Origin of the sequence: Pseudomonas sp. Z1-12, from assembly GCF_051132015.1 — a bacterium.
Lineage (GTDB): Bacteria > Pseudomonadota > Gammaproteobacteria > Pseudomonadales > Pseudomonadaceae > Aquipseudomonas > Aquipseudomonas zanjanensis.
The window spans coordinates 5,535,454-5,561,353 of record NZ_CP071647.1; the positions used below are offsets into that span (position 1 = coordinate 5,535,454).

Below are 25,900 nucleotides of genomic sequence, written 5' to 3' on the forward strand. Positions count from 1 at the left end.
GTTCTACCTCAGCTTCAGGGTGGCAAGGCCGACCAGCACCAGGATCACGGTGATGATCCAGAAACGGACGATCACGCGTGGCTCGGGCCAGCCCTTGAGTTCAAAGTGATGGTGGATCGGCGCCATGCGGAATACGCGGCGGCCGGTCAATTTAAAGGAGGCCACCTGAATGACGACTGACAGGGTCTCCATCACGAACACACCGCCCATGATGAACAGGACGATTTCCTGGCGAACGATCACGGCGATGGTGCCCAGGGCCGCGCCCAGCGCCAGCGCGCCGACGTCGCCCATGAAGACTTGCGCCGGGTAGGTGTTGAACCACAGGAAGCCCAGGCCGGCACCGATCAGCGCACCGCAGAACACAATCAATTCGCCCGCGCCCGGCACATACGGGATCAGCAAGTATTCGGCGAACTTCACGTTACCCGACAGGTAGCAGAAGATCCCCAGGGCACCGCCGACCATGACCGTCGGCATGATCGCCAGGCCGTCGAGGCCGTCGGTGAGGTTGACCGCGTTGCTCGAACCGACGATCACCAGGTAGGTCAGCACGATGAAACCAGCGCCCAGCGGAATGCTGTAGTCCTTGAGCATCGGCAGGATCAGGGTGGTTTCCACCGGCGAGGCGGCGGTCATATAAAGGAAGATCGCCGCGCCGAGGCCGAACACCGACTGCCAGAAATACTTCCAGCGGCTTGGCAGCCCACGGGAGTTCTTCTCGATGACCTTGCGGTAGTCGTCGACCCAACCGATGGCACCGAAGAACAACGTCACCAGCAGCACGACCCAGACGTAGCGGTTCGCCAGATCGGCCCAGAGCAAAGTACTGATGCCGATGGACGACAGGATCAGCGCGCCCCCCATGGTCGGCGTACCGGATTTGGACAGGTGCGATTGCGGACCGTCGTTACGGACCGACTGGCCGATCTGCAGGTTCTGCAGGGTGCGGATCATCCACGGGCCCAGGAACAGCGACAACGACAACGCGGTCAGCACACCCAGGATCCCGCGCAGGGTCAGGTACTGGAAGACCGCGAAGCCTTTGTGGAACTGTTGCAGGTACTCCGCTAGCAGCAGCAGCATTAATGTTTCTCCGTGGTGGTGCCGCACAGCGCCGCGACGATGTTTTCCATCGCTGCGCTGCGTGAACCCTTGATCAATAAGGTGGTGTTCGGGTCCTGCTCGGCGCCCAGGGCCTGGATCAATTCGGCTTGAGTAGTGAAATGCCGTGCGTGCTCGCCAAACGCGGCAACCGCATGGGCCATCATCGGACCGACCGCATACAGCGCATCGACCTTGCCACGCGCATAGGCACCGACATCGTGATGTCCCTGTTGCGCCCATTCGCCCAGCTCGCCGATATCCCCCAGCACCAGCACGGTACGGCCGGAGAAACCGGCGAGGATATCCACCGCCGCGCACATGGACGACGGGTTGGCGTTATAGGTGTCGTCGATCACGCGCATGCCGTTGCTGGCCAGTTGCGCGACAGAGCGCCCCTTGACCGGCTGCACGGCGTTCAGCCCGGCAACGATGCCCGGCAGCGACACGCCAAGGGCATGGGCGGCAGCCGCGGCGGCCAGGGCGTTGGCGACGTTATGGGTGCCCAGCAGGTTCAATTGGACCCGCTCGGCACCGTCGGGGCTGTGCAGGTTGAAAGCCGGGCAACCGCGGGCATCACGGTCCAGGTCGCTGGCGTAGAAATTCGCGGCGAGGTTGCTCAAGGCAAAGGTCAGCACCTTGCGCTCCCCCGCCCGGGTCTTCCAGATTTCGAAGGCCTTGTCGTCGAGATTCAGCACGGCGACGCCATTGGCATCCAGCCCTTCGATGATCTCGCCCTTGGCCTCGACGATTTTTTCCGGGCCGCCGAACTCACCGACGTGGGCGGTCCCGGCGTTGTTGAGCACCGCCACGTGGGGCTTGGTCATGGCCACGGTGTAGGCGATCTCGCCGAGCCGCGAAGCCCCCAATTCAATGACGGCGGCGCTGTGTTCCGGTGCCAGTTCCAGCAAGGTCAGCGGCACACCGAGGTCGTTGTTCAGGTTGCCACGGGTCGCCAGCACCGGACCACGAGTGCGCAGGATGCTGGCAAGCATTTCCTTGACCGTGGTCTTGCCGCTGGAACCGGTAATGGCCGCGACCGGGTTGCCATACGCTGCACGGTTCAGCGCACCGAGCTGGCCCAGGGCCTGGCGAGTGTCGCTGACGAGCAATTGCGGCAACGTGCTGTTGCTCACTTCCCGCTCGACCAATGCGGCGACCGCACCTTTGCCCGCGACCTCGTTCAAGTAATCATGGCCATCGAAACGCGGCCCGGCCAGGGCGACAAACAATTGCCCCGGCGCGATCGCCCGGCTGTCGATGCTCACGCCGCTGAAGGTGGCGTCCGCAGAAATGAGGCGCGCATTCAGGGCGTTGGTCAGTTCGCTGAGTTTCAAGGCCTTAAGCATGGGCCACCTCCCACGCGGTCAGGGCGTGATCGGCTTCCACCAGATCGGAGAACGCATGGCGTTCGCCGTTGATTTCCTGATAGTCCTCATGGCCCTTGCCGGCCAGGACGATGACATCGTCCGCCGAGGCGCTGGCGATCAACTGGGCAATGGCCTGGCCGCGACCGGCGACGAAGGTGACGTTATCCACAGCGGTAAAACCGGTGCGGATGTCGTCGAAGATCCGCAGCGGGTCTTCACTGCGCGGGTTGTCATCGGTGACCAGCACGCCGTCCGCCAGACGCTCCACCACCTCTGCCATCAACGGGCGTTTGCCGCGATCGCGATCGCCGCCGCAGCCGAACAGGCACAGCAGCCGGCCCTTGGCGTGAGGACGCAAGGCCGTGAGGACTTTTTCCAACGCGTCGGGAGTGTGGGCGTAATCGACCACCACCAACGGTTGAGCCCCGCCGCCGAGGCGCTGCATGCGCCCGGCCGGCCCTTCAAGTTTTGGCAACACCTTGAGGATTTCGTCCAGCGCGTAGTCCAGGCCGAGCAAGGCGCCGATGGCCGCCAATACGTTGCTCAGGTTGAAGCGGCCGAGCAAGGTGCTGCGCAGATGGTGCTCGCCCTGGGGCGTGACCAGCGTGGCGCGCACGCCTTCATCGTCGAACTGCGCCTGGCGTATATAAAGGTAGGCGCTGGTGTCTTCCAGGCTATAGGTGATCAACCGGGACTCGCGCTTGTCGGCGGCCAGTTGCCGGCCGAACTCGTCGTCGAGATTGATGACCCGGCATTTCAAGTCATTCCAGGCGAACAGCTTGGCCTTGGCTTCGCCGTAGGCCTGCATGGTGCCGTGGTAGTCCAGGTGGTCGCGGGACAGGTTGGTCAACACCGCGACGTCGAACGCCAGCGCCGTCACACGCCCCTGGTCCAGGCCATGGGACGAGACTTCCATCGCAACGGCCTTGGCACCGGCCTTCTTCAGGTCCGCCAGGGTCGCTTGCACGGCAATCGGGTTCGGCGTGGTGTGCAGGCCGCTTTCCAGCGCGCCATGAAAACCGTTGCCCAAGGTGCCGACAATGCCGCAATGCTGGCCGAGCAGGTCCAAGGCCTGGGCCACCAGTTGGGTCACGCTGGTCTTGCCGTTGGTGCCGGTCACGCCCACCAGGTTCAGGTGGCGGCTCGGGTCGCCATAAAACCGCCCGGCGATGTCCGACAGTTGCGCCGCCAGGCCCTTGACCGGAATCAGCGGCACGTCAGTGATCGGCAGCACGGTCGCGCCTTGCACTTCATACGCCACGGCAGCCGCGCCGCGCTTCAGGGCATCGGCGATATGGTCGCGACCATCGACACGGCCACCCGGCACCGCCAGGAACAAGTCCCCGGCACGTACATTGCGGCTGTCCAGGGCCAACTCACGAATCAGCAGATCGTGACCGGCGTGGGCAAAAATCTTGTTCAGGCTCAGGGACATCAGCCACGCCCTCCTTCGGCTTTCAAGGGAATGACCGGTGCGGTATTGGCCTGCTGGGTCGGCGGCAGGTTATCCGGGGTAATGTTCATCAGACGCAGGGTGCCGGACATCACTTTGCTAAACACCGGCGCCGAGACCAAACCACCGAAGTAGCCCGCCTTGCTCGGCTCGTCGATGACCACGACGATGGCGTAGCGTGGGTCGCTCATCGGGCCGAAGCCGGCAAACAGCGAACGGTAGGAATTCTCGGCGTAGCCTTTGGTGCCCACGGAGGTTTTACGGGCCGTACCCGACTTGCCTGCCACGTGATAGGCCGGCACCTGGGCGCGGTAGACACCACGCGGCGCCTCGATCACCTGTTGCAGCATGCCCTGCATGGTCTTGGCGACGTTTTCCGGGATCACCTGGGTGGCCTGCGGTGGCTTGTCAGTCTTGATCAGGGTCAGCGGAGCCATGCGCCCGTTGTTCGCCAGCGCGGAAAACGCGTGGACCAACTGGATCGCGGTCACGGAAACGCCGTAGCCATAGGACAACGTGGCGGTCTCGGCCTTGCGCCAGTCACGGTAGTTCGGCAGGTTGCCGACACGCTCGCCCGGGAAGCCCAGGCCGGTGTCCTGGCCGAGGCCGATTTTCTGGGCCAGGCGATAAATCGTCTCGCCGCCGATATCGAAGGCGATCTTGCTCATGCCGACGTTACTGGAGTTGATCAGGATGCCGGTCAGGTCGAGCACCGGGCCTTCAGTCTTGGACACGTCACGGATGGTGTACTTGCCGATCTGCAGGGTGCCCGGGTAGACCTCGACGGTGTCGCTCGGTTTCCAGCGCCCGGTTTCCAGGGCGGCGGCCATGGACACGGCTTTCATGGTCGAACCCGGCTCGAACACGTCGATCATCGCGCGGTTGCGCATCATCGCCGGTTGCAGGTTGCGGCGGTTGTTCGGGTTGTAGGTCGGCTGGTTGACCATCGCCAGGATCTCGCCGGTCTTCACGTCCATGATCACCAGGCTGCCGGCCTTGGCACCGTTCTCGACGATGGCGTTGCGCAGCTCGCGGTTGGCCAGGTATTGCAGGCGCAGGTCAATGGACAACGCCAAGGGCTTGCCGGCCTTGGCGTTTTTGGTGACTTGGACATCCTTGATCAGCCGGCCGCGCCGGTCCTTGATGACCTGGCGCTTGCCGGCGACCCCGGCAAGCCATTCGTCATAGGCCAGTTCGACCCCTTCGCGCCCTCGATCATCGATGTCGGTAAACCCGACCATGTGGGCGGTGACTTCACCGGCCGGGTAGAAACGGCGGAATTCTTCGATGCCGTAGACACCGGGCACTTTCAGGTCGAGCACGCCCTGGCCTTGCTCGGGCGTCAACCCGCGCACCAGATAGATGAATTCTTTATTGGCTTGGGCTTCAAGACGCTCGGCCAGGGCCTTGGGGTCCTGCCCGAGGGCGGCGGCCAAGGCCGGCCATTTTTCCTTGGCTTGCTGCATTTCCTTGGCGTTGGCCCACAAGGTGGTCACCGGGGTACTCACGGCCAGGGGTTCGCCGTTGCGGTCGGTGATAAGGCCACGGTGCGCCGGAATTGGAATATGACGCACACTGCGAGCGTCGCCCTGCCCCTTGAGGAAGTCACGGTCGATGACCTGCAGGTCGATGATGCGCCACGAAATCGCCGCCACCATGATCCCGAGCAAGCCCAGGACCAGACGAAACCGCCACGGGAACAGCGCTCCTTCGAGTTTCATCATGGCGCCACCATTTGCACTTCGGCGGCGCCGGGAATGCGCATTTTCAGCTGTTCGGTAGCCAGTACTTCGATACGGCTATGGGCGGTCCAGGTGCTTTGCTCTAGGATCAACCGGCCCCACTCGGCCTGCGCCTTGTCGCGCACGCTCAGTTCGTTGTAGAGGGTGTTGAGCAACTGCCGGTTCCAGTGCGCGCTATAGGACACGGCGATGGCCGACACGAGCACGCCGATAAACAGCAGCAGCATGAAAAAGCTGCCGCCAGGCAGGGGCTTGGCGAAGAGCTTGCTCACCGCAACTTCTCCGCGACACGCATGACGGCGCTACGGGCACGTGGGTTGGCCTTGAGTTCGGCATCGGAGGCGAACTGCGCTTTGCCATGGATCTTGATTTTCGGCACGAAGGCTTCGAAACGCACCGGCAGGTTGCGCGGCAGGTTATCGGCTTCGCCTTTGGTGAGCTTGCGCATGAACAGCTTGACGATGCGGTCTTCCAGGGAATGGAAGCTGATCACCACCAGCCGACCGCCGATCTCCAGCGCCTCAAGCGCTGCTTCGAGACCGACTTCCAGGTCGCCCAGCTCGTTGTTCACGTGGATGCGCAAGCCCTGGAAAGCACGGGTCGCCGGGTTCTTGCCCTTTTCCCAAGCCGGGTTGGCCACTTTCAGCACTTCGGCCAGGTCGCCGGTACGCTCGAAGGGCTTGATGTCGCGGCGCTCGACCACGGCACGGGCCATGCGGCCGGAGAAACGCTCTTCGCCGTATTCCTTGAAGACACGGGCGATTTCTTCCACCGGGGCGGTGTTGACGAATTCGGCGGCGCTGATCCCGCGGGACGGATCCATGCGCATGTCCAACGGACCGTCATTGAGGAAACTGAAGCCGCGTTCCGGGTCGTCCAGTTGCGGCGACGACACGCCCAGGTCGAGCAGCACGCCACTGACCTTGCCGGCCAGGCCACGCTCGGCGACTTCCGCGCCCAACTCGGCAAAGCTGCGCTGCACAACGACAAAGCGGCCGTCTTCGGCCGCCAGCGCTTGCCCGGTGGCAATCGCTTGAGGATCCTTGTCGAACCCCAGCAACCGACCGTCCGGACCGAGCTGGCTGAGAATCAGCCGGCTGTGCCCGCCGCGCCCGAACGTGCCGTCCAGATAGCAGCCATCAGGACGTACGGCGAGAGCCTCGACGGCTTCGTCAAGCAGTACGGTGATGTGGTTAAAGCCGCTATCAATAGTCACAGGATCAAATCACGCAGTTCATCAGGCATGGCGCCCGGTTGTTGAATAGCAGCGAGGTCAGCGGCAGAGACCGCATTCCAGGCATCTTCGTCCCACAGTTGGAACTTGTTCAATTGGCCCACCAGCATCGCGCGCTTGTCCAGCTTGGCGTACTCGCGCAGGCGCGGCGGCACCAGGAAACGACCGCTGCCATCGAGCTCGAGGTCGACGGCATTACCGATCAGCAAGCGTTGCAGGCGGCGGTTTTCTTCACGCAGCGAAGGCAGTGCGCGCAGTTTGGTTTCGATGATTTCCCACTCGTCCAAGGGGTAGACACACAAACATGGGTCAACGGCGTCGATTGTGACGATTAATTGCCCCGAACTCCGCGAAACGAGCTCGTCACGATACCGGCTAGGCATGGCGAGCCGGCCTTTTGCATCGAGACTGATAGCGTTAGCTCCGCGAAACACGTCTGCGTTTCTCCACTTTTTGGCGTTTTACCTTCAAAAAAACCCACTTCATGCCACTTTCCGCCACTTGCGCACACTATAGGAATGCGCCCACCGCACCGTCAAGGCGCGGAATGAAGGAAAAGCCTTATAGATCGGAGATTTAGGAGTGTTTCAGGAGGGGTAACAAGAATCTGACGTAGGAAAAGTCGCCCTAACCTGAAGCAGCACAGGGGACTGCGCGCACAAGTTAAAGTGATTTGTTAAGAGTAAGATTTTTTTGGTATTAGGAACTGCGTCTGCCAGTGATTCCGGCAGGAAGGGAAAAGGTGGAGAGTCGATCTGTAAGCCGGGTTCTGTCTTGAACAGTCATTCGTCTACGATGGCCATCACTGGACATCTTTAGCAACCTACCCGGTCCCAGCGCGGGCCACGCCTTGGGACCCTATTTGGTCTTGCTCCAAGTGGGGTTTACCTAGCCACGAACTGTTGCCAGCCGTGCGGTGCGCTCTTACCGCACCTTTTCACCCTTACCGGCGCCGAAACGCTTAGGCGGTTATTTTCTGTGGCACTTTCCGTAGGCTCACGCCTCCCAGGCATTACCTGGCACTTCGCCCTATGGAGCCCGGACTTTCCTCCCCCCTCTAATTTTCATAGAGGGCAGCGACTGTCCGATCGACTCTCCGCCGCGAAGGTTAACGGTAGAGCGCTTGAAGAACAAGCGCTAAAAGCCCCGGGCCAGCACCGTGTCCCGGTTTCACTGGCCTTTCTGTTTTTCCAGTGCGACCTGGTACAGCACATTCTTGCGCTCGCCAGTGATCTGCGCCGCCAGCGCCGCAGCGCGCTTGAGGGGCATTTCCTCAAGCAGCAGGTTCAGGACGCGCATCGCCTCGCTGCTGACGGCGTCCTCGCTTTGCGGCGGCGTCCAGCCTGCCACCAGCACGACGCACTCACCGCGCTGCTGGTTGCTGTCGCTTTCGACGAAGGCACGCAACTCGGCCAACGGCAGGCCCTTGAGGGTTTCAAAGGTCTTGGTCAACTCCCGGGCCAACAGCGCCTGGCGCTCGGGGCCGAACACCAGTTCCATGTCTTGCAGGCATTCCAGGATGCGGTGCGGCGCCTCATAAAAGATCAGCGTGCGCGGCTCCTCCTTTATAGCCTCCAGGCGCGCCCGCCGCCCTACCGCCTTGGCCGGCAGGAAACCCTCGAAGATGAAACGGTCCGACGGCAGGCCTGCCGCCGACAGCGCCGCGATCAATGCGCAAGCCCCCGGCACAGGCACCACATTGATGCCAGCCGCCCGGGCCTGGCGCACCAGATGGTAGCCGGGGTCGGAAATCAGCGGCGTACCGGCATCGGAAATCAACGCGACGTTATCGCCCGCCAACAGCCGGGTAATGAAACGGCTGCCTTCGTCCCGCTCATTGTGTTCATGACAGGCTGCCAACGGCGTGGATATGCCGAAATGTTGCAGCAGGCGCTGGGAGTGGCGCGTGTCTTCAGCCGCGATCAGCGCGACCTCCTGCAGGATTTTCAGCGCCCGGGCACTGATATCGTCCAGGTTGCCGATGGGCGTCGCCACCACATAAAGCGAGCCGGCAGCGGAATTCAAAGCACCTGGAGCAGTCAAAACGCGCACCTCATGATCGGTAAAAACCGCCATTGTAGCGTGTAGCGGCGGTCTCGGCTGTTCGCGGTAACGGGTAACCCGAAGCAATGCCGGCCTCTGGAAGGTTGCACCAGCCTTTGTGGCGAGGGAGCTTGCTCCCGCTCGGCTGCGCAGCAGCCGTAAAAATCTGCCAGCCACATTGATGTAGCGTATTGAACGGCTTAGGGCTGCTACGCAGCCCAGCGGGAGCAAGCTCCCTCGCCACAAAGGCAATACTGCGGAGCGATCAGCGTCTTTTGTGCTGCGCCGCACTCTTTGAAATACCTAAATTGATCGATTCACGCCACTAACATCGCGCCCCGGCCAGTGCTTGGGTACAATTCGACGCTAATTTGATCTCGTATCAGGAACACTTACATGATCGCTTGCCTGCGGCTGCTCTCCGCCCTTTGCCTCGCTGCCCTCCTGGCGGCTTGCGCCAGCTCGCCCTCGTCCAGCCTTGGCGAACTTCCACGGACCCCGGATGCCAGTATCGAGCAACTGCTCGAACAGGCCACCCAAAGCAAAAACCCGGAAAAAGCCGCCCTGCTGCGCCTGAGCGCCGCAGACCTGGCCTACCGCCAGGGCAATGCCGGCCAGTCCGCACAGATCCTGCAACAAGTGCCGATGGAGCAACTCAAGCCCGGCCAGCAGATTTTCGCCAGCACGCTGTCGGCTGAACTGGCGATGACCCGCAACCAGCCCAAGGCCGCGCTGACCGCCCTGAGCCATCCAAGCCTGCAACACCTGAGCGAAATGCCGGTGGAGCAGCAGGTCCGCACCGGCACCGTCCGTGCCCGCGCCCTCGAGGCCGATGGCCAGACCCTGGCCGCCGCCAAGGAGCGCATCTTCATCGCGCCCCTGCTGGAGAACGACGCCGCGGCGAAAAACCACGAAACCATCTGGTCGCTGATCGCCTCGCTGCCCACCGACCAGTTGCAGCCAACCTCCGCCGACGACCTCGGCGGCTGGCTGAGCCTGGCCCAAGTCGTCAAGACCGCTGGCACCCTGGAACAGCAGCAGGCGGCCATCGACCACTGGCGCGAACAGAACCCGAAGCACCCTGCCGCCCTCCAATTGCCGACACCCCTGGTCAAACTCAAGGAACTGGCCAGCCAGCCACTGAGCAAGATCGCCCTGCTGCTGCCACAGAGTGGCCAGTTGGCCGCGGTTGCCAAGGCCTTGCGCGAGGGCTTCATGGCTGCCCACTACCAGGCCCAGCAGGCCGGGCAGACACCGCCAAGTATCCAGTTCTATGACAGCGCCAGCCTGACCTCCATGGACGAGTTCTATCGCAAGGCCCAGGCCGACGGCGTGCAACTGGTCATCGGCCCGCTGGAAAAACCGCTGGTCAAGCAGATCAGCACCCGCCCGCAATTGCCGATCACCACCTTGGCACTGAACTACAGCGAAGGCGAACAAGGACCACCGCAACTGTTCCAGTTCGGCCTGGCACCTGAGGATGAAGCCCGCGAAGTGTCCCGCCGTGCCCGTGCCGATGGCCTGCACCGCGCCGCCGTCATGGTACCGAAGGGCGAATGGGGCGATCGCGTGCTCAAGGCCTTCAGCCAGGACTGGCAGGCCAACGGTGACACCATCGTCGCCATCGAACGTGTCGACCAGCCGGTCCAGCTGGCCCAGCAGATCGCCGACATGTTCCAGTTGCGCCAGAGCGAAGGTCGCGCCAAGAGCCTGCAAAACACCGTCGGCACCACGGTCGCGGCCCAGCCGTCCCGTCGCCAGGACATCGAGTTCATCTTCCTCGCCTCGACACCGCAGCAGGCCCAGCAGATCAAGCCGACCCTGAACTTCCAGTACGCCGGCGACGTGCCGGTCTACGCAACGTCCTCGGTGTTCAGCGCCAGCGGCGACCAGAACCAGTACAACGACATGAGCGGCATCCGCTTCTGTGAAACCCCCTGGCTGCTCGACGCCAATGACCCGCTGCGCAAGCAGGTCACCGCGCAGTGGCCCCAGGCGGGTGGCAGCCTGGGTCGGTTGTACGCGATGGGGGCGGACGCCTATCGCCTGGCGCCGCGCCTGGGCCAGCTCAAGACATTACCGGACAGCCGCATCGAAGGCCTGTCGGGCAGCCTGGCCGTGTCTCCCACCCAGCGCGTACAGCGTCAACTGCCCTGGGCCGAGTTCGTCAACGGCCAGGTGCAGCGCCTGCCGGACACCCAGCGCTAATGCCTGACCGATCACGCCAGCAAAGCGGACGGGATGCCGAGGGCCAGGCCCTCGCGCATCTCGAGCAACACGGCCTGCGGCTGCTGGCGCAGAACTGGTTGTGCAAACGTGGCGAGCTTGATCTGGTCATGCTTGACGGCGATACAGTAGTATTCGTCGAAGTCCGCTACAGAAAAAATACCCAATGGGGTGGCGCGCTCGACAGCATTGACGGGCGCAAGCGCCAAAAGTTGATTTTCGCCGCGCAGTACTTCCTGCAACGCGAGTCTCGCTGGGCCGATCATCCCTGCCGCTTCGACGTGGTTGCCATCGACAGTAACGCCGACCAGTTGAACTGGCTGCAGAACGCCTTCGACAGTTGAGCGCCCATGCCGAGCCGGACACCTTCACCTAACTTTTTTGCTCTTTGCTTTGCGCGCCGCACATGTTTGTGCCGATAAGTCGCGCTACTTAAGGTCACACAGATGGACATGCAATCGCGAATTCGCCAGCTTTTTCAGGCCAGTATCGACACCAAGCAACAGGCGATGGACGTACTTGCACCGCACATCGAGCAAGCCAGCCAAGTGATGGTCAACGCCTTGCTCAACGAGGGCAAGATGCTTTCGTGCGGCAACGGCGGCTCGGCCGGCGACGCCCAGCATTTTTCCTCGGAATTGCTCAACCGCTTCGAGCGCGAACGCCCGAGCCTGCCGGCAATCGCCCTGACCACCGACAGCTCGACGATTACCTCGATCGCCAACGACTACAGCTACAACGAAGTCTTCTCCAAACAGATCCGCGCCCTGGGCCAACCCGGCGATGTCCTGCTGGCGATTTCCACCAGCGGCAACTCGGCCAACATTATTCAAGCGATCCAGGCCGCACATGATCGCGAAATGATTGTCGTAGCATTGACCGGTCGTGACGGCGGCGGCATGGCGTCACTGCTATTGCCCGAAGACGTCGAGATCCGCGTACCGGCCAATGTCACCGCACGTATCCAGGAAGTCCACCTGCTGGCGATCCACTGCCTTTGCGACTTGATCGACAGCCAACTGTTCGGGAGTGAAGAATGACCCCTAATCGCCTAGGCCTTCTGGCCCTGACCCTGTGCCTCGGCATCAGCGGCTGCACATCGGTGGTTAACGCCAGCCGGGAAAAGCCGATTGAAGATGACCGCGGCACCCGCACCTTCGGCAGCAAGATCGACGACTCCCTGATTGAAACCAAGGTCGGCGTGAACATCGCCAAGGCCGATCCGGACCTGGACAACAACTCGCACATCGTCGTCACCAGCTTCAACGGCGTCGTCTTGCTGGCCGGCCAGACCCCACGTGCCGACCTCAAGGCCAAGGCCGAACAGGAAGCCAGTGCTGTGCAGCGGGTCAAGACCGTGCATAACGAGCTTCAGGTTCTGCAGCCTTCTTCGCTGCTGGCGCGCCAGAACGATGCCTGGCTGACCACCAAGATCAAGACGCAGATGCTCACCGACGCCAGCATTCCCGGTTCGCGCATCAAGGTTGTGACTGAGAATGGCATCGTCTACTTGCTAGGGTTGTTGACCAAGAAAGAGGCTGCGCAGGCCACCAACTTGGTGCAGGGTGTGTCCGGGGTGCAGAAGATTGTGAAGTTGTTTGAGTACATTGACTGATTTTTGAACGTCAGTTGTTCAAGAAAAACGGCGCTTCTTCTGAGACGGAGGGCGCCGTTTTTTTTGCTTCTTTTTTGGTGGGATCGGTATGTATATCCGTTTCCGCGGTAACGGCCACTGACGGTTCAGCTCTTACAGCGGGTCACTTTCGAAAAGCCCGGAAGCCGGCCCAGTCGAAAGCAACCAAAGCGCTTCTGCCCCACCACTCGGTGCCTCGCCTAGGCTCGGCATGCCTGAACGAAGGCATCGCTCCGTGGACCGCCGCGAAGGCGGTGACTCAGTCACATGGATGTTGGGTTTACCGACCTCATCGCGAGCAAGCTCGCTCCCACAGGGGTTCTGTATTGGATATGAATTTTGTGTCCACTGGAGATTGAATGTGGGAGCGAGCTTGCTCGCGATGGCGGTGGCTCAGTCAAATAGATGCTGGGCTTGCCGGCCTCTTCGCGAGCAGGCTCGCTCCCACAGGGGTTCTGTGTTGGATATGAATTTTGTGTTCACTGGAGATTGAATGTGGGAGCGAGCTTGCTCGCGATGGCGGTGGCTCAGTCACATGGATGTTGGGTTTACTGGCCTCATCGCGAGCAAGCTCGCTCCCACAGGGGTTCTGTGTTGGATATGAATTTTGTGTTCACCGAAGGTTGAATGTGGGAGCGAGCTTGCTCGCGATGGCGATGGTTCAGTCAAATAGATGCTGGGCTTGCCGGCCTCTTCGCGAGCAGGCTCGCTCCCACAGGGGTTCTGTGTTGGATATGAATTTTGTGTTCACTGAAGGTTGAATGTGGGAGCGAGCTTGCTCGCGATGGCGGTGGTTCAGTCAAATGGATGCTGGGCTTGCCGGCCTCTTCGCGAACAAGCCCCCACAGGACCTTGAAAGGGATGGTTGTAAGAGCGGAACCATAAGCAGCCGGTACCGCAGAAACGGATATACACACAAAACCACGACACAAAAAAATGCCCGCATCTCACGACACAGGCATTTTCTTAATCAAGTTGCAGACTTTCACACGACCAGTGACTGGCACTTATCTACAACCTACTTCACCACTTTCAAACTCGGCCGCCCGCTAGGACGCGGCGGCTCGTCATCCGGTGGCGGCAAATCATCATCCGGCTCGAACTCTTCCTCACCGTCCAGCGGCGCTTCCAGCTCGAACACCATGCCCTGGCCATTCTCCCGAGCATAAATGCCCAGGATCGCAGCAACAGGCACGTACAGGGTATGCGGCACACCACCGAAGCGCCCTTCGAAACTGACAGCATCGTTATCCATGTGCAAGTGACGCACGGCGGCTGGCGACACGTTCAGGACAATCTGTCCGTCATTGGCAAAACCCTGCGGCACCTGCACCGACGGAAACTCGGCATTGACCAGCATGTGCGGGGTGCAATCGTTGTCCACAATCCACTCATAGAGCGCGCGGACCAGATAAGGTCGACTGGAGTTCATAGCGGCTCCCTAAGCCTTAGCGCATGTCGCGTTCGACACCAGACAGACTCGCCTGGAATGCCTCACGCGCAAATTGGCGCTCCATATAATCAAGCAGCGGCTTGGCAGGCCGCGGCAGTTCGATACCCAGAATCGGCAAACGCCAGAGTATGGGCAATAGGCAGCAATCCACCAGACTTTGTTCCTCGCTGAGGAAAAACGGCTTGTCGACGAACAGCGGCGATACGCCTGTCAGGCTTTCACGCAATTCCTTGCGCGCCACGACCCGCGCCGGCTCCTTGGTCCGGGAATCCAGGATCAAGTCCACCAACCCGCACCAGTCACGCTGGATGCGATGGATCAGCAAACGGCTGTTGGCACGCGCGACAGGATAAACCGGCAGTAAAGGTGGATGCGGATAACGCTCATCCAGATATTCCATCACCACAGTCGACTCCCACAACGCCAGGTCACGATCGACCAGTGTGGGCAGGCTGCCGTAAGGGTTCACTTCGATCAGCTTCGGCGGCTGACGGCCCGCTTCGACGTAAATGATCTCGGCGCTGACACCCTTCTCTGCCAGTACGATGCGTACCCGGTGGGAATAGTGGTCGGCGGGGTCGGAGTAACAGGCCAACCGATTGGTCACGCCCATGGCGATCCTCCTCGCTTGTTGAAATTATCGAAAAACGGAAAAGCGAGCGCGCCCAGAGGGCGCCTCCCGTAACACCTGGCTGGCCAGGCTCGTTACATTTTCAGAGACGCCCTTGGGCGCGCACGATTAACAGCAATGGCTTACAGCTTTATCAATGCACGTCTTTCCAGTATTCACGCTTGAGCAGGTAAGCGAATACAAAGAAGAACGCCAGGTACAGCAATACATAGGTACCAATGCGCTGATGTTCCAGCTTCACCGGGTTGGCCGAGTAGGCCAGGAAGGTCACCAGGTTCTTGACCTTCTCGTCAAACTGCTCCGGGGTCAGGCTGCCGGTGTTCGGCAATACGGTCAGTTGGTCGCAAGCTTCGTGAGTCAACGCGGAGCCGGTCAGCGGATCGAATTGCTTTTTACCGTCTTCAACGATCTGGACCTGTTTGCAGCCTACCACCTGGCGACCCTGGAGGCCGACCAGAACGTTAGGCATGCCGACGTTCGGGAAGACCTTGTTGTTCACGCCCCATGGACGCGAAGGATCTTCGTAGAACGAACGCAGGTAGCCGTAAAGCCAGTCGGTGCCACGCACACGGGCAACCAGCGTCAGGTCCGGCGGCGCAGCGCCGAACCAGGTCTTGGCGTCCGCCGGCTGCATGCCGATGTTCATGTGGTCACCCAGCTTGGCACCGGTGAACACCAGCTTCTCGAGCATCAGCTCATGAGGGATGCCCAGGTCATCGGCAACACGCTCGTAGCGCTGGAACTTGGCACTGTGGCAACCCATGCAGTAGTTGGCGAACGTACGGGCGCCGTCCTGCATGGCCGCTTTGTCGGAAACGTCGATGTCGACTTTTTCGAGCTCCGGACCACCGTGTTCAGCCGCGAAGGACAGTACAGGCATAGCAGCAAGAATCAGTACAGCAAATAGCTTTTTCATCAGCCAGTCACCCTTTCCGGAACCGGTTTGGTCTTCTCGAGCCTGGTGTAGAACGGCATCAAAATGAAGTAGGCGAAATACAGGAAGGTGCAGACCTGCGACAGCAGCGTCCGGCCCGGTGTCGGTGCCAGTACGCCCAGCACGCCCAGGATCACGAACGAGACGCAGAACACCACGAGCCAGATCTTGCTCAGCCAGCCTTTGTAGCGCATCGACTTGACGGGGCTGCGGTCCAGCCACGGCAGGACGAACAGCACGGCGATGGCCGCGCCCATGGCGATAACACCCAGCAGCTTGTCCGGGATCGCCCGCAGAATCGCGTAGAACGGCGTGAAGTACCAGACCGGGGCAATGTGCTCAGGGGTCTTGAACGCGTTCGCCTGCTCGAAGTTCGGCTTCTCGAGGAAGTAACCGCCCATTTCCGGGAAGAAGAACACGATGGAGCAGAAGATGAACAGGAAGACCACCACGCCGACGATGTCTTTCACGGTGTAGTACGGGTGGAAGGCGATGCCATCCAGCGGTACGCCGTTCTCGTCCTTGTGCTTCTTGATATCCACGCCATCGGGGTTGTTCGAACCGACTTCGTGCAGCGCGAGGATGTGCAGCACCACCAGGCCGAGGATCACGATCGGCAGGGCCACGACATGCAAGGCGAAAAAGCGGTTCAAGGTGATGCCCGAGATCAGGTAGTCACCACGGATCCATTGGGTCAGGTCGTCGCCGATGACCGGGATCGCACCGAACAGCGAGATGATCACCTGGGCACCCCAGTAGGACATCTGGCCCCACGGCAGCAGGTAGCCCATGAAGGCCTCGGCCATCAGCGCCAGGTAGATCAGCATGCCGAAGACCCACACCAGCTCACGAGGCTTCTGGTACGAACCGTAGAGCAAGCCACGGAACATGTGCAGGTAGACCACGATGAAGAACGCCGAAGCGCCGGTGGAGTGCAGCAGGCGCAGGATCGAGCCGTACTCGACGTCGCGCATGATGTATTCGACGGAGGCGAACGCCTCTTCCGCCGACGGGGTGTAGCTCATGGTCAGCCAGACACCGGTGACGATCTGGTTGACCAGAACGAGCAGCGCCAGGGAGCCAAAGAAGTAGAAGAAGTTGAAGTTCTTCGGAGCGTAGTACTTACTGAGATGGTCTTCCCACATCTTGGTCGCGGGAAAGCGCGCATCAACCCAATCCATAAGTTTGCTCATCACGCTTTCTCCGTATCGACGCCAACGACAATGATGTCATCGGTCTCATAGGAATGCGGGGGAACTGGCAGGTTCAGAGGTGCAGGCTGCGATTTGTAGACGCGACCGGCCAGGTCGTAGTGGGAGCCGTGGCAAGGGCAGAAATAGCCACCGACCCAATCCTTGCCCAGATCGGCAGGGGCCACTTCAGGACGGAACGTTGGCGAGCAACCCAGGTGCGTGCAGATACCGATCAGCAGCAGAACCTCTGGCTTGATCGAACGCGTTTCAGGGTTGACGTATTCCGGTTGGACCGAGTTCTTGGAGGACGGGTCGGACAACTGACCCTCGATCTTTTTCAGATTCCCCAGGATTTCCTCTGTACGGCGGACGATGAACACCGGCTGGCCGCGCCACTCAGCAATCATCTGCTGGCCTGGCTCGATCTTGCTGACATTCACTTTCACCGGTGCACCTGCGGCTTTCGCCTTGGCGCTGGGAAACCATGACCCCACGAACGGGACCGCAGCCCCCACCGCTCCTGCAGCACCCACCACGGATGTGGCTGCTACCAGGAAGCGACGCCGGCCTGCATTCACGCCGTCATTGCTCATTCAGTCCTCTCCCATCAGCTTTGTGGCCTGTTAGATCAGGCGTCTACTAAGTAAAAATCTGAACTTATAAAAATTTTGCCGAATGGTAATGAAAAGCCCCAATTCTGACAAGGTAATTACCAAGCGGCCAAACCGCCAAGCCTTGTAGTATAGGGGCTCTACGAATGTGGCAAGTTGTCACAGAGCAATTCTTTTGCCCATAAAAAAACGCCCAGCTCCGTGAGGAACTGGGCGCCTTTTGAAAGCGGAAGCGAAATTAACGCTTCGAGTACTGCGGACGCTTACGCGCTTTACGCAGACCGACTTTCTTACGTTCAACTTCGCGAGCATCGCGAGTTACGAAGCCGGCTTTGCGCAGAGCACCACGCAGAGTCTCGTCGTAATCCATCAGGGCGCGAGTGATGCCGTGGCGGATTGCGCCAGCTTGACCACTTACACCACCACCGATAACAGTGACGTAGATGTCGAATTTTTCGACGGTCTCGGTCAGTTCCAGCGGCTGACGAACTACCATGCGGGCAGTCTCGCGGCCGAAGAAGTTATCCAGGGAGCGGTTGTTGATGGAGATGTTACCAGTGCCCGGACGCAGGAAAACGCGTGCGGTTGCAGTCTTGCGACGGCCAGTGCCGTAATTTTGAGTCGCCGACATAATGAACTATTCCGTTAAAACTTCAGTTCTTGGGGCTGCTGAGCAGTATGAGGGTGAGCAGCGCCCGCATAAACCTTCAGCTTACGATACATGTCGCGACCCAGTGGGTTCTTAGGCAGCATGCCTTTAACCGCGGTCTCGATCACGCGCTCAGGGGCTTTGGCGATCAGCTTTTCGAAGTTGATCGACTTGATGCCGCCAGGAAAACCGGAGTGGGAGTAGTACATTTTGTCAGTGGTTTTAGCGCCAGTAACACGTACTTGCTCAGCGTTGATCACGACGATGTAGTCACCGGTGTCAACGTGAGGGGTGTACTCAGGCTTGTGCTTGCCACGCAGACGGCTCGCGATTTCGGTGGCCAGACGACCCAGGGTCTGACCAGCAGCGTCGACGACAAACCAGTCGCGCTTTACTGTTTCCGGTTTAGCAGTAAAAGTTTTCATTCTTTATAGCCTCAGGGGCCGCCCTGTAAATTAGACGGCGGATCTTACTGAATAGTGCGTACTTTGACAAGTCAAAGGCAGCCGGATACAGACGCTTTCGGGGGCTCGGGTCGGCGCGTCCGTTCAACGGCAAGATTCTTCGGCGGCGGCGCATCACTTCCACTGCAGAAAGAGGTGCGCAATTATGCAGATTGCGAAAAATATTTCAACCTGCTTTTATGATTGTTTTGCCCAAGGAGTTCCCGATGGACTATCGCCAGCTAGGCCGTACCGATCTGAATGTCAGCGCCCTGTGCCTCGGCACCATGACCTGGGGTGAGCAGAACAGCGAGGCAGAGGCCTTCGCCCAGATTGAACGCGCCAAGGGTGCCGGCATCAATTTCATCGACACCGCCGAGATGTACCCGGTGCCCCCCAAGGCCGAGACCTACGCCACCACCGAACGCTACATCGGCAATTACTTCAAGAGCCGTGGCGACCGTGCCGACTGGATCCTGGCGAGCAAGATCGCCGGCCCCGGCAACACCATCGACTACATCCGCGACAAGCACCTCAAGCACAACCGCCGCCACATCGTCGAAGCGGTGGACGCCAGCCTCAAGCGCCTGCAGACCGACTGGATCGATCTCTACCAGCTGCATTGGCCCGAGCGCAGCACCAACTTCTTTGGTCAACTGGGCTACCAGCACAAGGCCGACGAAACGTTCACCCCGCTGGAGGAAACCCTCGAAGCCCTGGACGAGCAGGTCCGCGCCGGCAAGATCCGCCACATCGGCCTGTCCAACGAAACGCCTTGGGGCACCATGAAATTCCTCGCCCTGGCCGAGGCCCGTGGCTGGCCGCGGGCGGTGTCGATCCAGAACCCGTACAACCTGCTCAACCGCAGCTTCGAGATCGGCCTGTCGGAAATCGCCATTCGCGAACAATGTGGACTGCTGGCTTATTCGCCACTGGCGTTCGGCTTCCTGTCGGGCAAATACGAAAACGGCGCACGGCCCGCCAAGGGCCGCCTGACCCTTTACAGCCGCTTCATGCGTTACTTCAACCCGCAATCGGAGGCCGCCTGCAGCCGTTATGTCGCCCTGGCCCGTGAACATGGCCTGGACCCGGCGCAGATGGCCCTGGCGTTCGTCACCCAGCAGCCGTTCGTGACCAGCAACATCATTGGCGCCACCACGCTGGAGCAGCTGGACAGCAACATCGCCAGCTTCGATCTGAAGCTGTCGGATGAAGTGCTGGCGGGGATCGAGGCGATTCACAAGGATCAGCCGAACCCGGCGCCCTGATCCATAGGCCTCATCGCGAGCAAGCTCGCTCCCACAGGGGGCTGTGCTGATCACGAATATACGATCAGGCACAAATTCCCTGTGGGAGCGAGCTTGCTTGCGATAGCCGACTCAAACCCACCCCTTATCAAAGCGACCGCGCAATGATCTCCTTCATGATTTCATTGGTCCCGGCATAGATCCGCTGCACCCGCGCATCCGCCCACGCCCGGGCAATCGGGTATTCCCACATGAAGCCGTAGCCGCCATGCAACTGCACGCACTCGTCGAGCACCTTGCATTGCAGGTCGGTGCCCCAGTACTTGGCCATCGCCGCTGTCGGCACGTCCAGCTTGCCTTGCAGGTGCAACTCCAGGCAGCGGTCGACGAAGACCCGGCCAATCTGGATTTCGGTGGCCATTTCCGCGAGCTTGAAACGAGTGTTCTGGAAGTCGGCGATGGATTTGCCGAACGCCTTGCGATCACGGGTGTAGTCCAGGGTCCATTGCAACGCCGCTTCGGCCGAAGCCAGGCCACCGATGGCGACGGTCAGGCGTTCCTGGGGCAGCTCTTGCATCAGGTAGGCAAAGCCCATTCCGGCCTGCCCCAGCAGGTTTTCCTTCGGCACGCGGACATCCTGGAAGAACAGTTCCGACGTGTCCTGGGCCTTCATGCCGACTTTCTCCAGGCGCTTGCCCTTTTCAAAGCCCGGGGTGCCCGCCTCCACCAGGAACAGGCTGGTGCCCTTGGCGCCGGCCTTGGGGTCGGTCTTGGCGACCACAATCACCAGGTCCGCCAGGAAACCATTGGTGATGAATGTCTTCGAGCCGTTGATGACGTATTCATCCCCGTCGAGCACCGCCGTGGTCTTCACCCCTTGCAAGTCGGAACCGGCGCCCGGCTCGGTCATGGCGATGGCCGTGACCATTTCGCCAGACACCAGTTTCGGCAGGTACTTGTGTTTCAGCGCTTCGCTGCCGTAATGCAGGATGTACGGCGCGACGATGTCGGAATGCAGCGAGAAGCCGATCCCCGTCAGCCCCAGGCGGCCGATCTCCTCGATCACCACGGTGCTGTAGAGGAAATCCGCGTCGAGGCCGCCATAGGCCTCTGGCAGGTGCGAGCACAACATGCCCGCCTCCCCCGCTTTGTTCCAGAGTTGACGGTCGACATGCCCCTGTTTTTCCCACTGACTGTGGTACGGCACGGCTTCTTTTTCGAGGAAGGTTCGTACGCTGTCGCGAAATAATTCGTGCTCGGGACTGAACAGGGTTCTTGGGATCATGGCGCACCTTTGGTTATTGTTGGGCGTGGTTATCCGACAGAGCCTAAGCCTGCGACGTACGACAGGACACTGGACACATCCGACAAAAAATAAGACGATCCAGCCGTCTGTTGACCACTTTCCCCTATAAAAATAAAGATGAATTATGTCTATGCACGCCTCCACGCCCTTGCGGCGCGTCAGCATCCTGGCAGTCGACCGGGTCTTCGCCTCTACCCTCATGCAAGCCAAGGATTTTTTCCACCTGGCCAGCCTGCGCTATGGCAAACAACTGGGCCACGGCCTGACGCCGGCGTTTGAAACCCGGCTGGTCAGCCCCGATGGCAAACCGGTGAACAGTTTCAGCGATGTGATCATGCCGGTGGACGGTGGCTTGGAAAATACCGACGTCATCATCCTGCCGGCCTTCTGGGATGATTTCGCCGGCCTCTGCCAACGTTATCCCCAAGTCTTGCCCTGGCTGCGCGAACAACACGCTCGCGGCGCAGTTCTCTGCGGCGAAGCCACCGGGGTGTTCTGGCTGGCCGAGGCCGGGCTGCTCGACGGCAAGGAAGCCACCACTTACTGGCGCTTCTTCAATGCCTTCAAGGAGCGCTTCCCCCAGGTGCACCTGAACCAGGACAAACACCTGACCGACGCCGACAACCTGTTCTGTGCTGGCGGCACGACCTCAGCCTGCGACCTCTACATCTACCTCATCGAACGCTTCTGTGGCGCCAACGTGGCCCAGGCCGTGGCGCGGGACATCCTGTATGAAGTGCAACGCAGCTATTCGCCAGGACGGATCGGCTTCGGCGGGCAGAAACTGCACCAGGACGTGATCATCCTGCAGATCCAGCAATGGCTCGAAGAGCACTTCGCCGATAAATTCCGTTTTGAGGACGTTGCCCGGGAACATGGCATGAGCATCCGCAACTTCATGCGCCGCTTCCAGACCGCCACGGGCGACAAACCGCTGCATTACCTGCAACGACTGCGGATCGAAACCGCCAAGGGCCTGCTCTCCGGCAGCCGCAAGAGCATCAAGACCATCAGCTACGAAGTCGGCTACGACGACGCGAGCTTTTTCGCACGACTGTTCCGACAACATACCGACCTGTCGCCGAACCAGTATCGACAGCAGTTTCAGCAGGCGGCGTGAGCCAAGTACCTGGCAAAAATCCACTGTGGGAGCGAGCTTGCTCGCGATGGCGGTGGTTCAGCAGCATGGACGTTGGCTGGCAGGACGCTATCGCGAGCAAGCTCGCTCCCACAGGGTCCGGTGGGGAATCAGCAAATAAAAAGGCCTGCAATCGCAGGCCTTTTTTGGTGTTCCGAACTTTCTAAGGCTTATGCGCCCGCGCCAGGAATTCGTGGGATTGCATTTCCAACAAGCGACTCAGGGTCCGCTGGAATTCGAAGGTCAGGCGACCGCCGGTGTAGAGATCCTTGAGTTCGACTTCCGCCGAAATGATCAGCTTCACGTTACGGTCGTAGAACTCGTCGACCATGTTGATGAAGCGACGGGCGATGTCGTCGGTGGTGACGCTCATCTGCTCGACGCCGCTGAGCAACACGGCGTGGAAGATCTTGCCCAGTTCGATGTAATCGTTCTGGCTGCGCGGGCCGTCGCACAGTTCGCGGAAGTCGAACCAGGCGACGTCGTCGCAGGTGCGAATGGCGCGGATCTTGCGATTTTCGATGATCAGCTCGTCGTTTTCGACCGCTTGGGTGCATTCCGGTGTCAGGGCGCGGAAGCTCTTGCGCAGGCTTTCTTCGGCGGCCGCATCCAACGGGAAGTGGAACAGCTCCGCTTGTTCGAGGTGGCGCAGGCGGTAGTCGACGCCGCTGTCGACGTTGACGATTTCGGTGTGTTCCTTGATCAGCGCGATGGCCGGCAGGAAACGCGCTCGTTGCAGACCGTCCTTGTACAGGCCGTCCGGCACGATGTTCGAGGTGGCAACCAGGGTCACGCCGTTCTTGAACAGCTCTTCCATCAAGGTGCCGAGGATCATCGCATCGGTGATGTCGGAAACGAAGAACTCATCGAAGCAGATCACCCGGGTCTCGTCGGAAAAACGCTTGGCGATGATGGTCAGCGGGTTCTTTTCGCCACCCAGGGTCTTCATTTCCTCGTGCACGCGCTTCATGAAGCGGTGGAAGTGCGTCCGTGTCTTTTCCTTGAACGGCAGCGCTTCGAAGAAGGTATCCACCAGATAGGTCTTGCCACGGCCAACGCCGCCCCAGAAGTACAGGCCCTTGACGGGCGCCTGGTCTTTTTTGCCGAACAGTTTGCCCAACAGGCCCGGCTTGTTCTTCGATGCCGCGACCAGGTCGTCGTACAGGCGTTGCAAATGCCGCACCGCCGTTTCCTGGGCTGCGTCGTGGAAGAACTCCGGGCGTTTCAGATCAGCTTGATATCGTTCTAGGGGCGTCATATTCGTTAGCAAGGCAACAAAAACGGGCCGTCACTGTAGCGATGGCCCAGAAGAATGGCAATCGGCCCTTATTCGGGCCGATGGTCGGGTGACGTGCCGGATCAGTCCTGGGCAGGCGTCAGGGCAATGCGCAAGGCATCAATGGCCGCGTCCCGGGCGGCACTGTCGGTGAACGCTGGGCTATTCGCCACGCATTCGCCTTCGAGCCAGACGCTGAAACTCAGCTCGTCGCTGCGTACGTCCAGGGGTTGGCCGGCCTGCAATTGCTTGGTCACCTGCCCTGCGGTCTTGCCGTCGGCAAAATTGTTCGAGAGCAACAGTTGCTCACCCTCGGCGGAAAGCAGGCGGAAACGGAAACTGCCGTCATCCTCGCGGAAGCTGACGAAACGAGCCGCCTTGGCCGCTTTCTTTTTGGTCTGGGTGGCCACCTGGACCTGGCTGACGAAGGACCGCAAGCCAACGGCTTCGCGCAGTTCATTGAGGAACGGCGTTGCCACGGCCCGGGCCTTGCTCGCGCCCAGTTGCAGGATGTCTTCGAGGTCCGACGGACGCTCGATGAACTGGTGATAACGTTCGCGGGCCTCACCCAGCTCGCTGTCGAGCAACTGGAACAGGCGGTTCTTCGCTTCGCCCCAACCCAGGCCCTGCAACAGTTCGCTGCGGAACTCGGCGGACTGCTCGGCAGTGGCGAAAGCCTGGAACAGGGTGAACAGGTGCGAATTGTCCGGGTCCTTGGCTTCGCCCGGGGCGCGGGAGTCGGTGACGATTCGCGAGATCGCGTCCTTCATGTCCTTGGCGCTGCTGAACAACGGAATGGTGTTGTCGTAGCTCTTGGACATCTTGCGGCCATCGAGGCCCGGCAAGGTGGCGACGCTTTCTTCAATCAGCGCCTCGGGCATGGTGAAGAACTCCTTGCCTTGGCCGAACAGATGATTGAAGCGCTGGCCGATGTCCCGGGCCATCTCCACGTGCTGGATCTGGTCGCGGCCGACCGGCACCTTGTGGGCGTTGAACATCAGGATGTCGGCGGCCATGAGGATCGGGTAGCTGTAGAGACCCATGGTGACGCCGGCGTCCGGGTCTTCGCCGGCCTCGACGTTCTTGTCCACCGAGGCCTTGTAGGCGTGGGCGCGGTTGAGCAGGCCCTTGGCGGCGACGCAGGTCAGCAGCCAGGTCAGTTCCGGGATCTCGGGAATGTCGGACTGGCGATAGAACGTCACGCGGTCCACGTCCAGGCCGCCGGCCAGCCAGGTAGCAGCGATTTCCAGGCGCGAACGTTGGATACGCAGCGGGTCATCGCACTTGATCAGCGCGTGGTAGTCGGCCAGGAAGTAGAACGAATCGGCGTTGCTGTCGCGGCTGGCGAGGATCGCCGGACGGATGGCACCGGCATAGTTGCCCAGATGCGGGGTGCCGGTGGTGGTGATGCCGGTCAGGATACGGGTACGCGTCGTCATGGGTTATCGCTTGTCAGACTGCTGTCAATTCGAGAGGCGCGGCAGGATCAGATCCTTGAGATCAGTCAGCTTGCCATGAAAAAAGTGTCCGCATTCTGCCACTTTCAGCAGCTCATGGGGACGTTGGAGCGTGTCGGACCATGCGTAGACCAGCTGCGGATCGACCACTTCGTCGGTTTCCGGCTGGATCACGGTCAATTCGCCACCGGTCGGCAAGGGCGACTGCTCGTCCAGGCGCATCACCGCCGGGGCCACCATGAACAAGTGCTTGACCGGTTGTCCCTGGGTTTCCAGGCGCCCGCCCAGGCTGGCGGCGACGAATCCGCCGAAGGAAAAGCCGAACAGGGTCAGGGGCAGTTGCGGGTATTTTTCCCGCAGCCATTGGGCAACCGCCTGGGCGTCGTCCACTTCACCAGTGCCCATGTCATGAGTGCCAGCACTGGCGCCCACGCCACGATAATTGAAACGCAACGTAACCAGCCCGGCATCCCGGGCGGTGCGTTGCAGGGTCGAGACCACTTTGTTGAGCATGGTCCCGCCCTGCACCGGGTTCGGGTGGCAGATCAGCGCCAGGCCACGGGGGGCCTCGTTGTCCAAGTACAAGGCTTCCAGTTGGCCCACGGGGCCATCGATGACTACAGGGGTTTCGCGCATAAGCAAGGGAAAGAACTCCGTGACCCCGAATGGGGTCGACTCGTCTAGCTAAAAGTCTGTGCCTGGCATGATTGCGATGTTCTTCGCGGTATACAGCGCAGGTCCGAGCCGTTAACGTAAA

General features: G+C 60.6%; 25 protein-coding genes and 1 other RNA gene. 6 read left to right on the forward strand and 20 right to left on the reverse strand.

Annotation, left to right across the window (positions count from 1 at the left end; genetic code table 11):
* Positions 1-3: 3 nt before the first annotated feature.
* From mraY to rsmI, 9 genes are all read right to left on the reverse strand, one after another.
* The gene (gene mraY, locus J3P85_RS24020) at positions 4-1,086 is read right to left on the reverse strand and encodes a phospho-N-acetylmuramoyl-pentapeptide-transferase (RefSeq protein ID WP_063324484.1); all 1,083 of its coding nucleotides are present in this window, start codon (positions 1,084-1,086) and stop codon (positions 4-6) included.
* Positions 1,086-2,453 carry a UDP-N-acetylmuramoyl-tripeptide--D-alanyl-D-alanine ligase gene (locus tag J3P85_RS24025; protein ID WP_434703785.1) on the reverse strand — a complete coding sequence of 456 codons (1,368 nt, stop codon included), beginning with the start codon at positions 2,451-2,453 and terminating at the stop codon, positions 1,086-1,088. Before J3P85_RS24025 ends, mraY begins: the two co-directional genes overlap by 1 nt.
* Complete coding sequence (locus J3P85_RS24030; RefSeq protein ID WP_434703787.1) at positions 2,446-3,909, reverse strand: UDP-N-acetylmuramoyl-L-alanyl-D-glutamate--2,6-diaminopimelate ligase; 1,464 nt, start codon at positions 3,907-3,909, stop codon at positions 2,446-2,448. The genes J3P85_RS24025 and J3P85_RS24030 overlap by 8 nt, the downstream gene beginning before the upstream one ends.
* Positions 3,909-5,648 carry a peptidoglycan D,D-transpeptidase FtsI family protein gene (locus tag J3P85_RS24035; protein ID WP_186705198.1) on the reverse strand — a complete coding sequence of 580 codons (1,740 nt, stop codon included), beginning with the start codon at positions 5,646-5,648 and terminating at the stop codon, positions 3,909-3,911. The genes J3P85_RS24030 and J3P85_RS24035 overlap by 1 nt, the downstream gene beginning before the upstream one ends.
* Entirely contained in the window at positions 5,648-5,941 is a 294-nt protein-coding gene (gene ftsL, locus J3P85_RS24040) for a cell division protein FtsL (RefSeq protein WP_003178214.1), read from the reverse strand. The genes J3P85_RS24035 and ftsL overlap by 1 nt, the downstream gene beginning before the upstream one ends.
* On the reverse strand, positions 5,938-6,885 hold the full coding sequence (gene rsmH / locus J3P85_RS24045; protein WP_434574420.1) for a 16S rRNA (cytosine(1402)-N(4))-methyltransferase RsmH: 948 nt from the start codon (positions 6,883-6,885) through the stop codon (positions 5,938-5,940). The genes ftsL and rsmH overlap by 4 nt, the downstream gene beginning before the upstream one ends.
* On the reverse strand, positions 6,882-7,337 hold the full coding sequence (gene mraZ / locus J3P85_RS24050; protein ID WP_003205355.1) for a division/cell wall cluster transcriptional repressor MraZ: 456 nt from the start codon (positions 7,335-7,337) through the stop codon (positions 6,882-6,884). Before mraZ ends, rsmH begins: the two co-directional genes overlap by 4 nt.
* Before the next feature lie 308 nt (positions 7,338-7,645).
* Positions 7,646-7,999, reverse strand: an RNA gene (gene rnpB, locus J3P85_RS24055) — RNase P RNA component class A.
* 74 nt (positions 8,000-8,073) lie between these two features.
* Positions 8,074-8,979, reverse strand: coding sequence for a 16S rRNA (cytidine(1402)-2'-O)-methyltransferase (rsmI, locus tag J3P85_RS24060; RefSeq protein ID WP_434703789.1), 906 nt, complete (start codon positions 8,977-8,979; stop codon positions 8,074-8,076).
* 363 nt (positions 8,980-9,342) lie between these two features.
* Between rsmI and J3P85_RS24065 the strand changes: the two genes are divergently transcribed.
* From J3P85_RS24065 to J3P85_RS24080, 4 genes are all read left to right on the forward strand, one after another.
* Entirely contained in the window at positions 9,343-11,154 is a 1,812-nt protein-coding gene (locus tag J3P85_RS24065; protein ID WP_434703790.1) for a penicillin-binding protein activator, read from the forward strand.
* Entirely contained in the window at positions 11,154-11,516 is a 363-nt protein-coding gene (locus J3P85_RS24070) for a YraN family protein (RefSeq protein WP_186705120.1), read from the forward strand. The genes J3P85_RS24065 and J3P85_RS24070 overlap by 1 nt, the downstream gene beginning before the upstream one ends.
* A 102-nt stretch (positions 11,517-11,618) precedes the next feature.
* Positions 11,619-12,212, forward strand: coding sequence for a phosphoheptose isomerase (locus tag J3P85_RS24075; RefSeq protein WP_007928463.1), 594 nt, complete (start codon positions 11,619-11,621; stop codon positions 12,210-12,212).
* Positions 12,209-12,787 (forward strand): BON domain-containing protein, encoded by a 579-nt coding sequence (locus tag J3P85_RS24080; RefSeq protein ID WP_003178201.1) that lies wholly within the window; start codon positions 12,209-12,211, stop codon positions 12,785-12,787. The genes J3P85_RS24075 and J3P85_RS24080 overlap by 4 nt, the downstream gene beginning before the upstream one ends.
* Before the next feature lie 1,036 nt (positions 12,788-13,823).
* Here J3P85_RS24080 and J3P85_RS24085 read toward each other — a convergent pair.
* The 7 genes from J3P85_RS24085 to rplM all read right to left on the reverse strand — a co-directional run bounded on the left by J3P85_RS24085 (position 13,824) and on the right by rplM (position 18,701).
* A complete protein-coding gene (locus J3P85_RS24085; protein WP_053124982.1) occupies positions 13,824-14,237 on the reverse strand; it encodes a ClpXP protease specificity-enhancing factor in 414 nt (137 codons plus the stop codon).
* Positions 14,238-14,253: 16 nt separating this feature from the next.
* A complete protein-coding gene (locus J3P85_RS24090) occupies positions 14,254-14,871 on the reverse strand; it encodes a glutathione S-transferase N-terminal domain-containing protein (RefSeq protein WP_003178195.1) in 618 nt (205 codons plus the stop codon).
* Positions 14,872-15,022: 151 nt separating this feature from the next.
* The gene (locus J3P85_RS24095) at positions 15,023-15,805 is read right to left on the reverse strand and encodes a cytochrome c1 (RefSeq protein WP_186729579.1); all 783 of its coding nucleotides are present in this window, start codon (positions 15,803-15,805) and stop codon (positions 15,023-15,025) included.
* The gene (locus J3P85_RS24100; protein WP_186705118.1) at positions 15,805-17,016 is read right to left on the reverse strand and encodes a cytochrome b; all 1,212 of its coding nucleotides are present in this window, start codon (positions 17,014-17,016) and stop codon (positions 15,805-15,807) included. Before J3P85_RS24100 ends, J3P85_RS24095 begins: the two co-directional genes overlap by 1 nt.
* On the reverse strand, positions 17,016-17,609 hold the full coding sequence (gene petA / locus J3P85_RS24105) for a ubiquinol-cytochrome c reductase iron-sulfur subunit (RefSeq protein WP_039591565.1): 594 nt from the start codon (positions 17,607-17,609) through the stop codon (positions 17,016-17,018). The genes J3P85_RS24100 and petA overlap by 1 nt, the downstream gene beginning before the upstream one ends.
* 256 nt (positions 17,610-17,865) lie before the next feature.
* Positions 17,866-18,258, reverse strand: coding sequence for a 30S ribosomal protein S9 (gene rpsI / locus J3P85_RS24110; RefSeq protein WP_003205364.1), 393 nt, complete (start codon positions 18,256-18,258; stop codon positions 17,866-17,868).
* Between the two features lie 14 nt (positions 18,259-18,272).
* Complete coding sequence (gene rplM / locus J3P85_RS24115; protein ID WP_003205365.1) at positions 18,273-18,701, reverse strand: 50S ribosomal protein L13; 429 nt, start codon at positions 18,699-18,701, stop codon at positions 18,273-18,275.
* 245 nt (positions 18,702-18,946) lie between these two features.
* Between rplM and J3P85_RS24120 the strand changes: the two genes are divergently transcribed.
* Positions 18,947-19,987: an NADP(H)-dependent aldo-keto reductase gene (locus J3P85_RS24120; RefSeq protein WP_434703792.1), complete on the forward strand. Its 1,041-nt coding sequence runs from the start codon at positions 18,947-18,949 to the stop codon at positions 19,985-19,987.
* 127 nt (positions 19,988-20,114) lie between these two features.
* On the opposite strand, the gene J3P85_RS24125 is transcribed toward J3P85_RS24120, so the two are convergent.
* A complete protein-coding gene (locus tag J3P85_RS24125) occupies positions 20,115-21,251 on the reverse strand; it encodes an acyl-CoA dehydrogenase family protein (protein WP_186729577.1) in 1,137 nt (378 codons plus the stop codon).
* Between the two features lie 244 nt (positions 21,252-21,495).
* On the opposite strand from J3P85_RS24125, the gene J3P85_RS24130 reads away from it, so the two are divergent.
* The gene (locus J3P85_RS24130) at positions 21,496-22,392 is read left to right on the forward strand and encodes a GlxA family transcriptional regulator (RefSeq protein ID WP_186705196.1); all 897 of its coding nucleotides are present in this window, start codon (positions 21,496-21,498) and stop codon (positions 22,390-22,392) included.
* Between the two features lie 181 nt (positions 22,393-22,573).
* On the opposite strand, the gene zapE is transcribed toward J3P85_RS24130, so the two are convergent.
* From zapE to J3P85_RS24145, 3 genes are all read right to left on the reverse strand, one after another.
* Complete coding sequence (gene zapE, locus J3P85_RS24135; RefSeq protein ID WP_434703793.1) at positions 22,574-23,668, reverse strand: cell division protein ZapE; 1,095 nt, start codon at positions 23,666-23,668, stop codon at positions 22,574-22,576.
* Positions 23,669-23,769: 101 nt separating this feature from the next.
* Positions 23,770-25,125 carry a tryptophan--tRNA ligase gene (locus tag J3P85_RS24140; protein WP_411385573.1) on the reverse strand — a complete coding sequence of 452 codons (1,356 nt, stop codon included), beginning with the start codon at positions 25,123-25,125 and terminating at the stop codon, positions 23,770-23,772.
* A 24-nt stretch (positions 25,126-25,149) separates the two neighbouring features.
* Positions 25,150-25,779, reverse strand: coding sequence for an alpha/beta hydrolase (locus tag J3P85_RS24145; protein ID WP_434706420.1), 630 nt, complete (start codon positions 25,777-25,779; stop codon positions 25,150-25,152).
* Positions 25,780-25,900 lie beyond the last annotated feature (121 nt).

Excerpts from the sequence above, each read along its gene's own strand:
- mraY (WP_063324484.1), bottom strand. The coding sequence starts at position 1,086 with ATGCTGCTGCTGCTAGCGGAGTACCTGCAACAGTTCCACAAAGGCTTC.
- J3P85_RS24025 (WP_434703785.1), bottom strand. The coding sequence starts at position 2,453 with ATGCTTAAGGCCTTGAAACTCAGCGAACTGACCAACGCCCTGAATGCG.
- J3P85_RS24030 (WP_434703787.1), bottom strand. The coding sequence starts at position 3,909 with ATGTCCCTGAGCCTGAACAAGATTTTTGCCCACGCCGGTCACGATCTG.
- J3P85_RS24035 (WP_186705198.1), bottom strand. The coding sequence starts at position 5,648 with ATGAAACTCGAAGGAGCGCTGTTCCCGTGGCGGTTTCGTCTGGTCCTG.
- rsmI (WP_434703789.1), bottom strand. The coding sequence starts at position 8,979 with ATGGCGGTTTTTACCGATCATGAGGTGCGCGTTTTGACTGCTCCAGGT.
- J3P85_RS24065 (WP_434703790.1), top strand. The coding sequence starts at position 9,343 with ATGATCGCTTGCCTGCGGCTGCTCTCCGCCCTTTGCCTCGCTGCCCTC.
- J3P85_RS24070 (WP_186705120.1), top strand. The coding sequence starts at position 11,154 with ATGCCTGACCGATCACGCCAGCAAAGCGGACGGGATGCCGAGGGCCAG.
- J3P85_RS24075 (WP_007928463.1), top strand. The coding sequence starts at position 11,619 with ATGGACATGCAATCGCGAATTCGCCAGCTTTTTCAGGCCAGTATCGAC.
- J3P85_RS24080 (WP_003178201.1), top strand. The coding sequence starts at position 12,209 with ATGACCCCTAATCGCCTAGGCCTTCTGGCCCTGACCCTGTGCCTCGGC.
- J3P85_RS24085 (WP_053124982.1), bottom strand. The coding sequence starts at position 14,237 with ATGAACTCCAGTCGACCTTATCTGGTCCGCGCGCTCTATGAGTGGATT.
- J3P85_RS24090 (WP_003178195.1), bottom strand. The coding sequence starts at position 14,871 with ATGGGCGTGACCAATCGGTTGGCCTGTTACTCCGACCCCGCCGACCAC.
- J3P85_RS24095 (WP_186729579.1), bottom strand. The coding sequence starts at position 15,805 with ATGAAAAAGCTATTTGCTGTACTGATTCTTGCTGCTATGCCTGTACTG.
- J3P85_RS24100 (WP_186705118.1), bottom strand. The coding sequence starts at position 17,016 with ATGAGCAAACTTATGGATTGGGTTGATGCGCGCTTTCCCGCGACCAAG.
- petA (WP_039591565.1), bottom strand. The coding sequence starts at position 17,609 with ATGAGCAATGACGGCGTGAATGCAGGCCGGCGTCGCTTCCTGGTAGCA.
- rpsI (WP_003205364.1), bottom strand. The coding sequence starts at position 18,258 with ATGTCGGCGACTCAAAATTACGGCACTGGCCGTCGCAAGACTGCAACC.
- rplM (WP_003205365.1), bottom strand. The coding sequence starts at position 18,701 with ATGAAAACTTTTACTGCTAAACCGGAAACAGTAAAGCGCGACTGGTTT.
- J3P85_RS24120 (WP_434703792.1), top strand. The coding sequence starts at position 18,947 with ATGGACTATCGCCAGCTAGGCCGTACCGATCTGAATGTCAGCGCCCTG.
- J3P85_RS24125 (WP_186729577.1), bottom strand. The coding sequence starts at position 21,251 with ATGATCCCAAGAACCCTGTTCAGTCCCGAGCACGAATTATTTCGCGAC.
- zapE (WP_434703793.1), bottom strand. The coding sequence starts at position 23,668 with ATGACGCCCCTAGAACGATATCAAGCTGATCTGAAACGCCCGGAGTTC.
- J3P85_RS24140 (WP_411385573.1), bottom strand. The coding sequence starts at position 25,125 with ATGACGACGCGTACCCGTATCCTGACCGGCATCACCACCACCGGCACC.
- J3P85_RS24145 (WP_434706420.1), bottom strand. The coding sequence starts at position 25,779 with ATGCGCGAAACCCCTGTAGTCATCGATGGCCCCGTGGGCCAACTGGAA.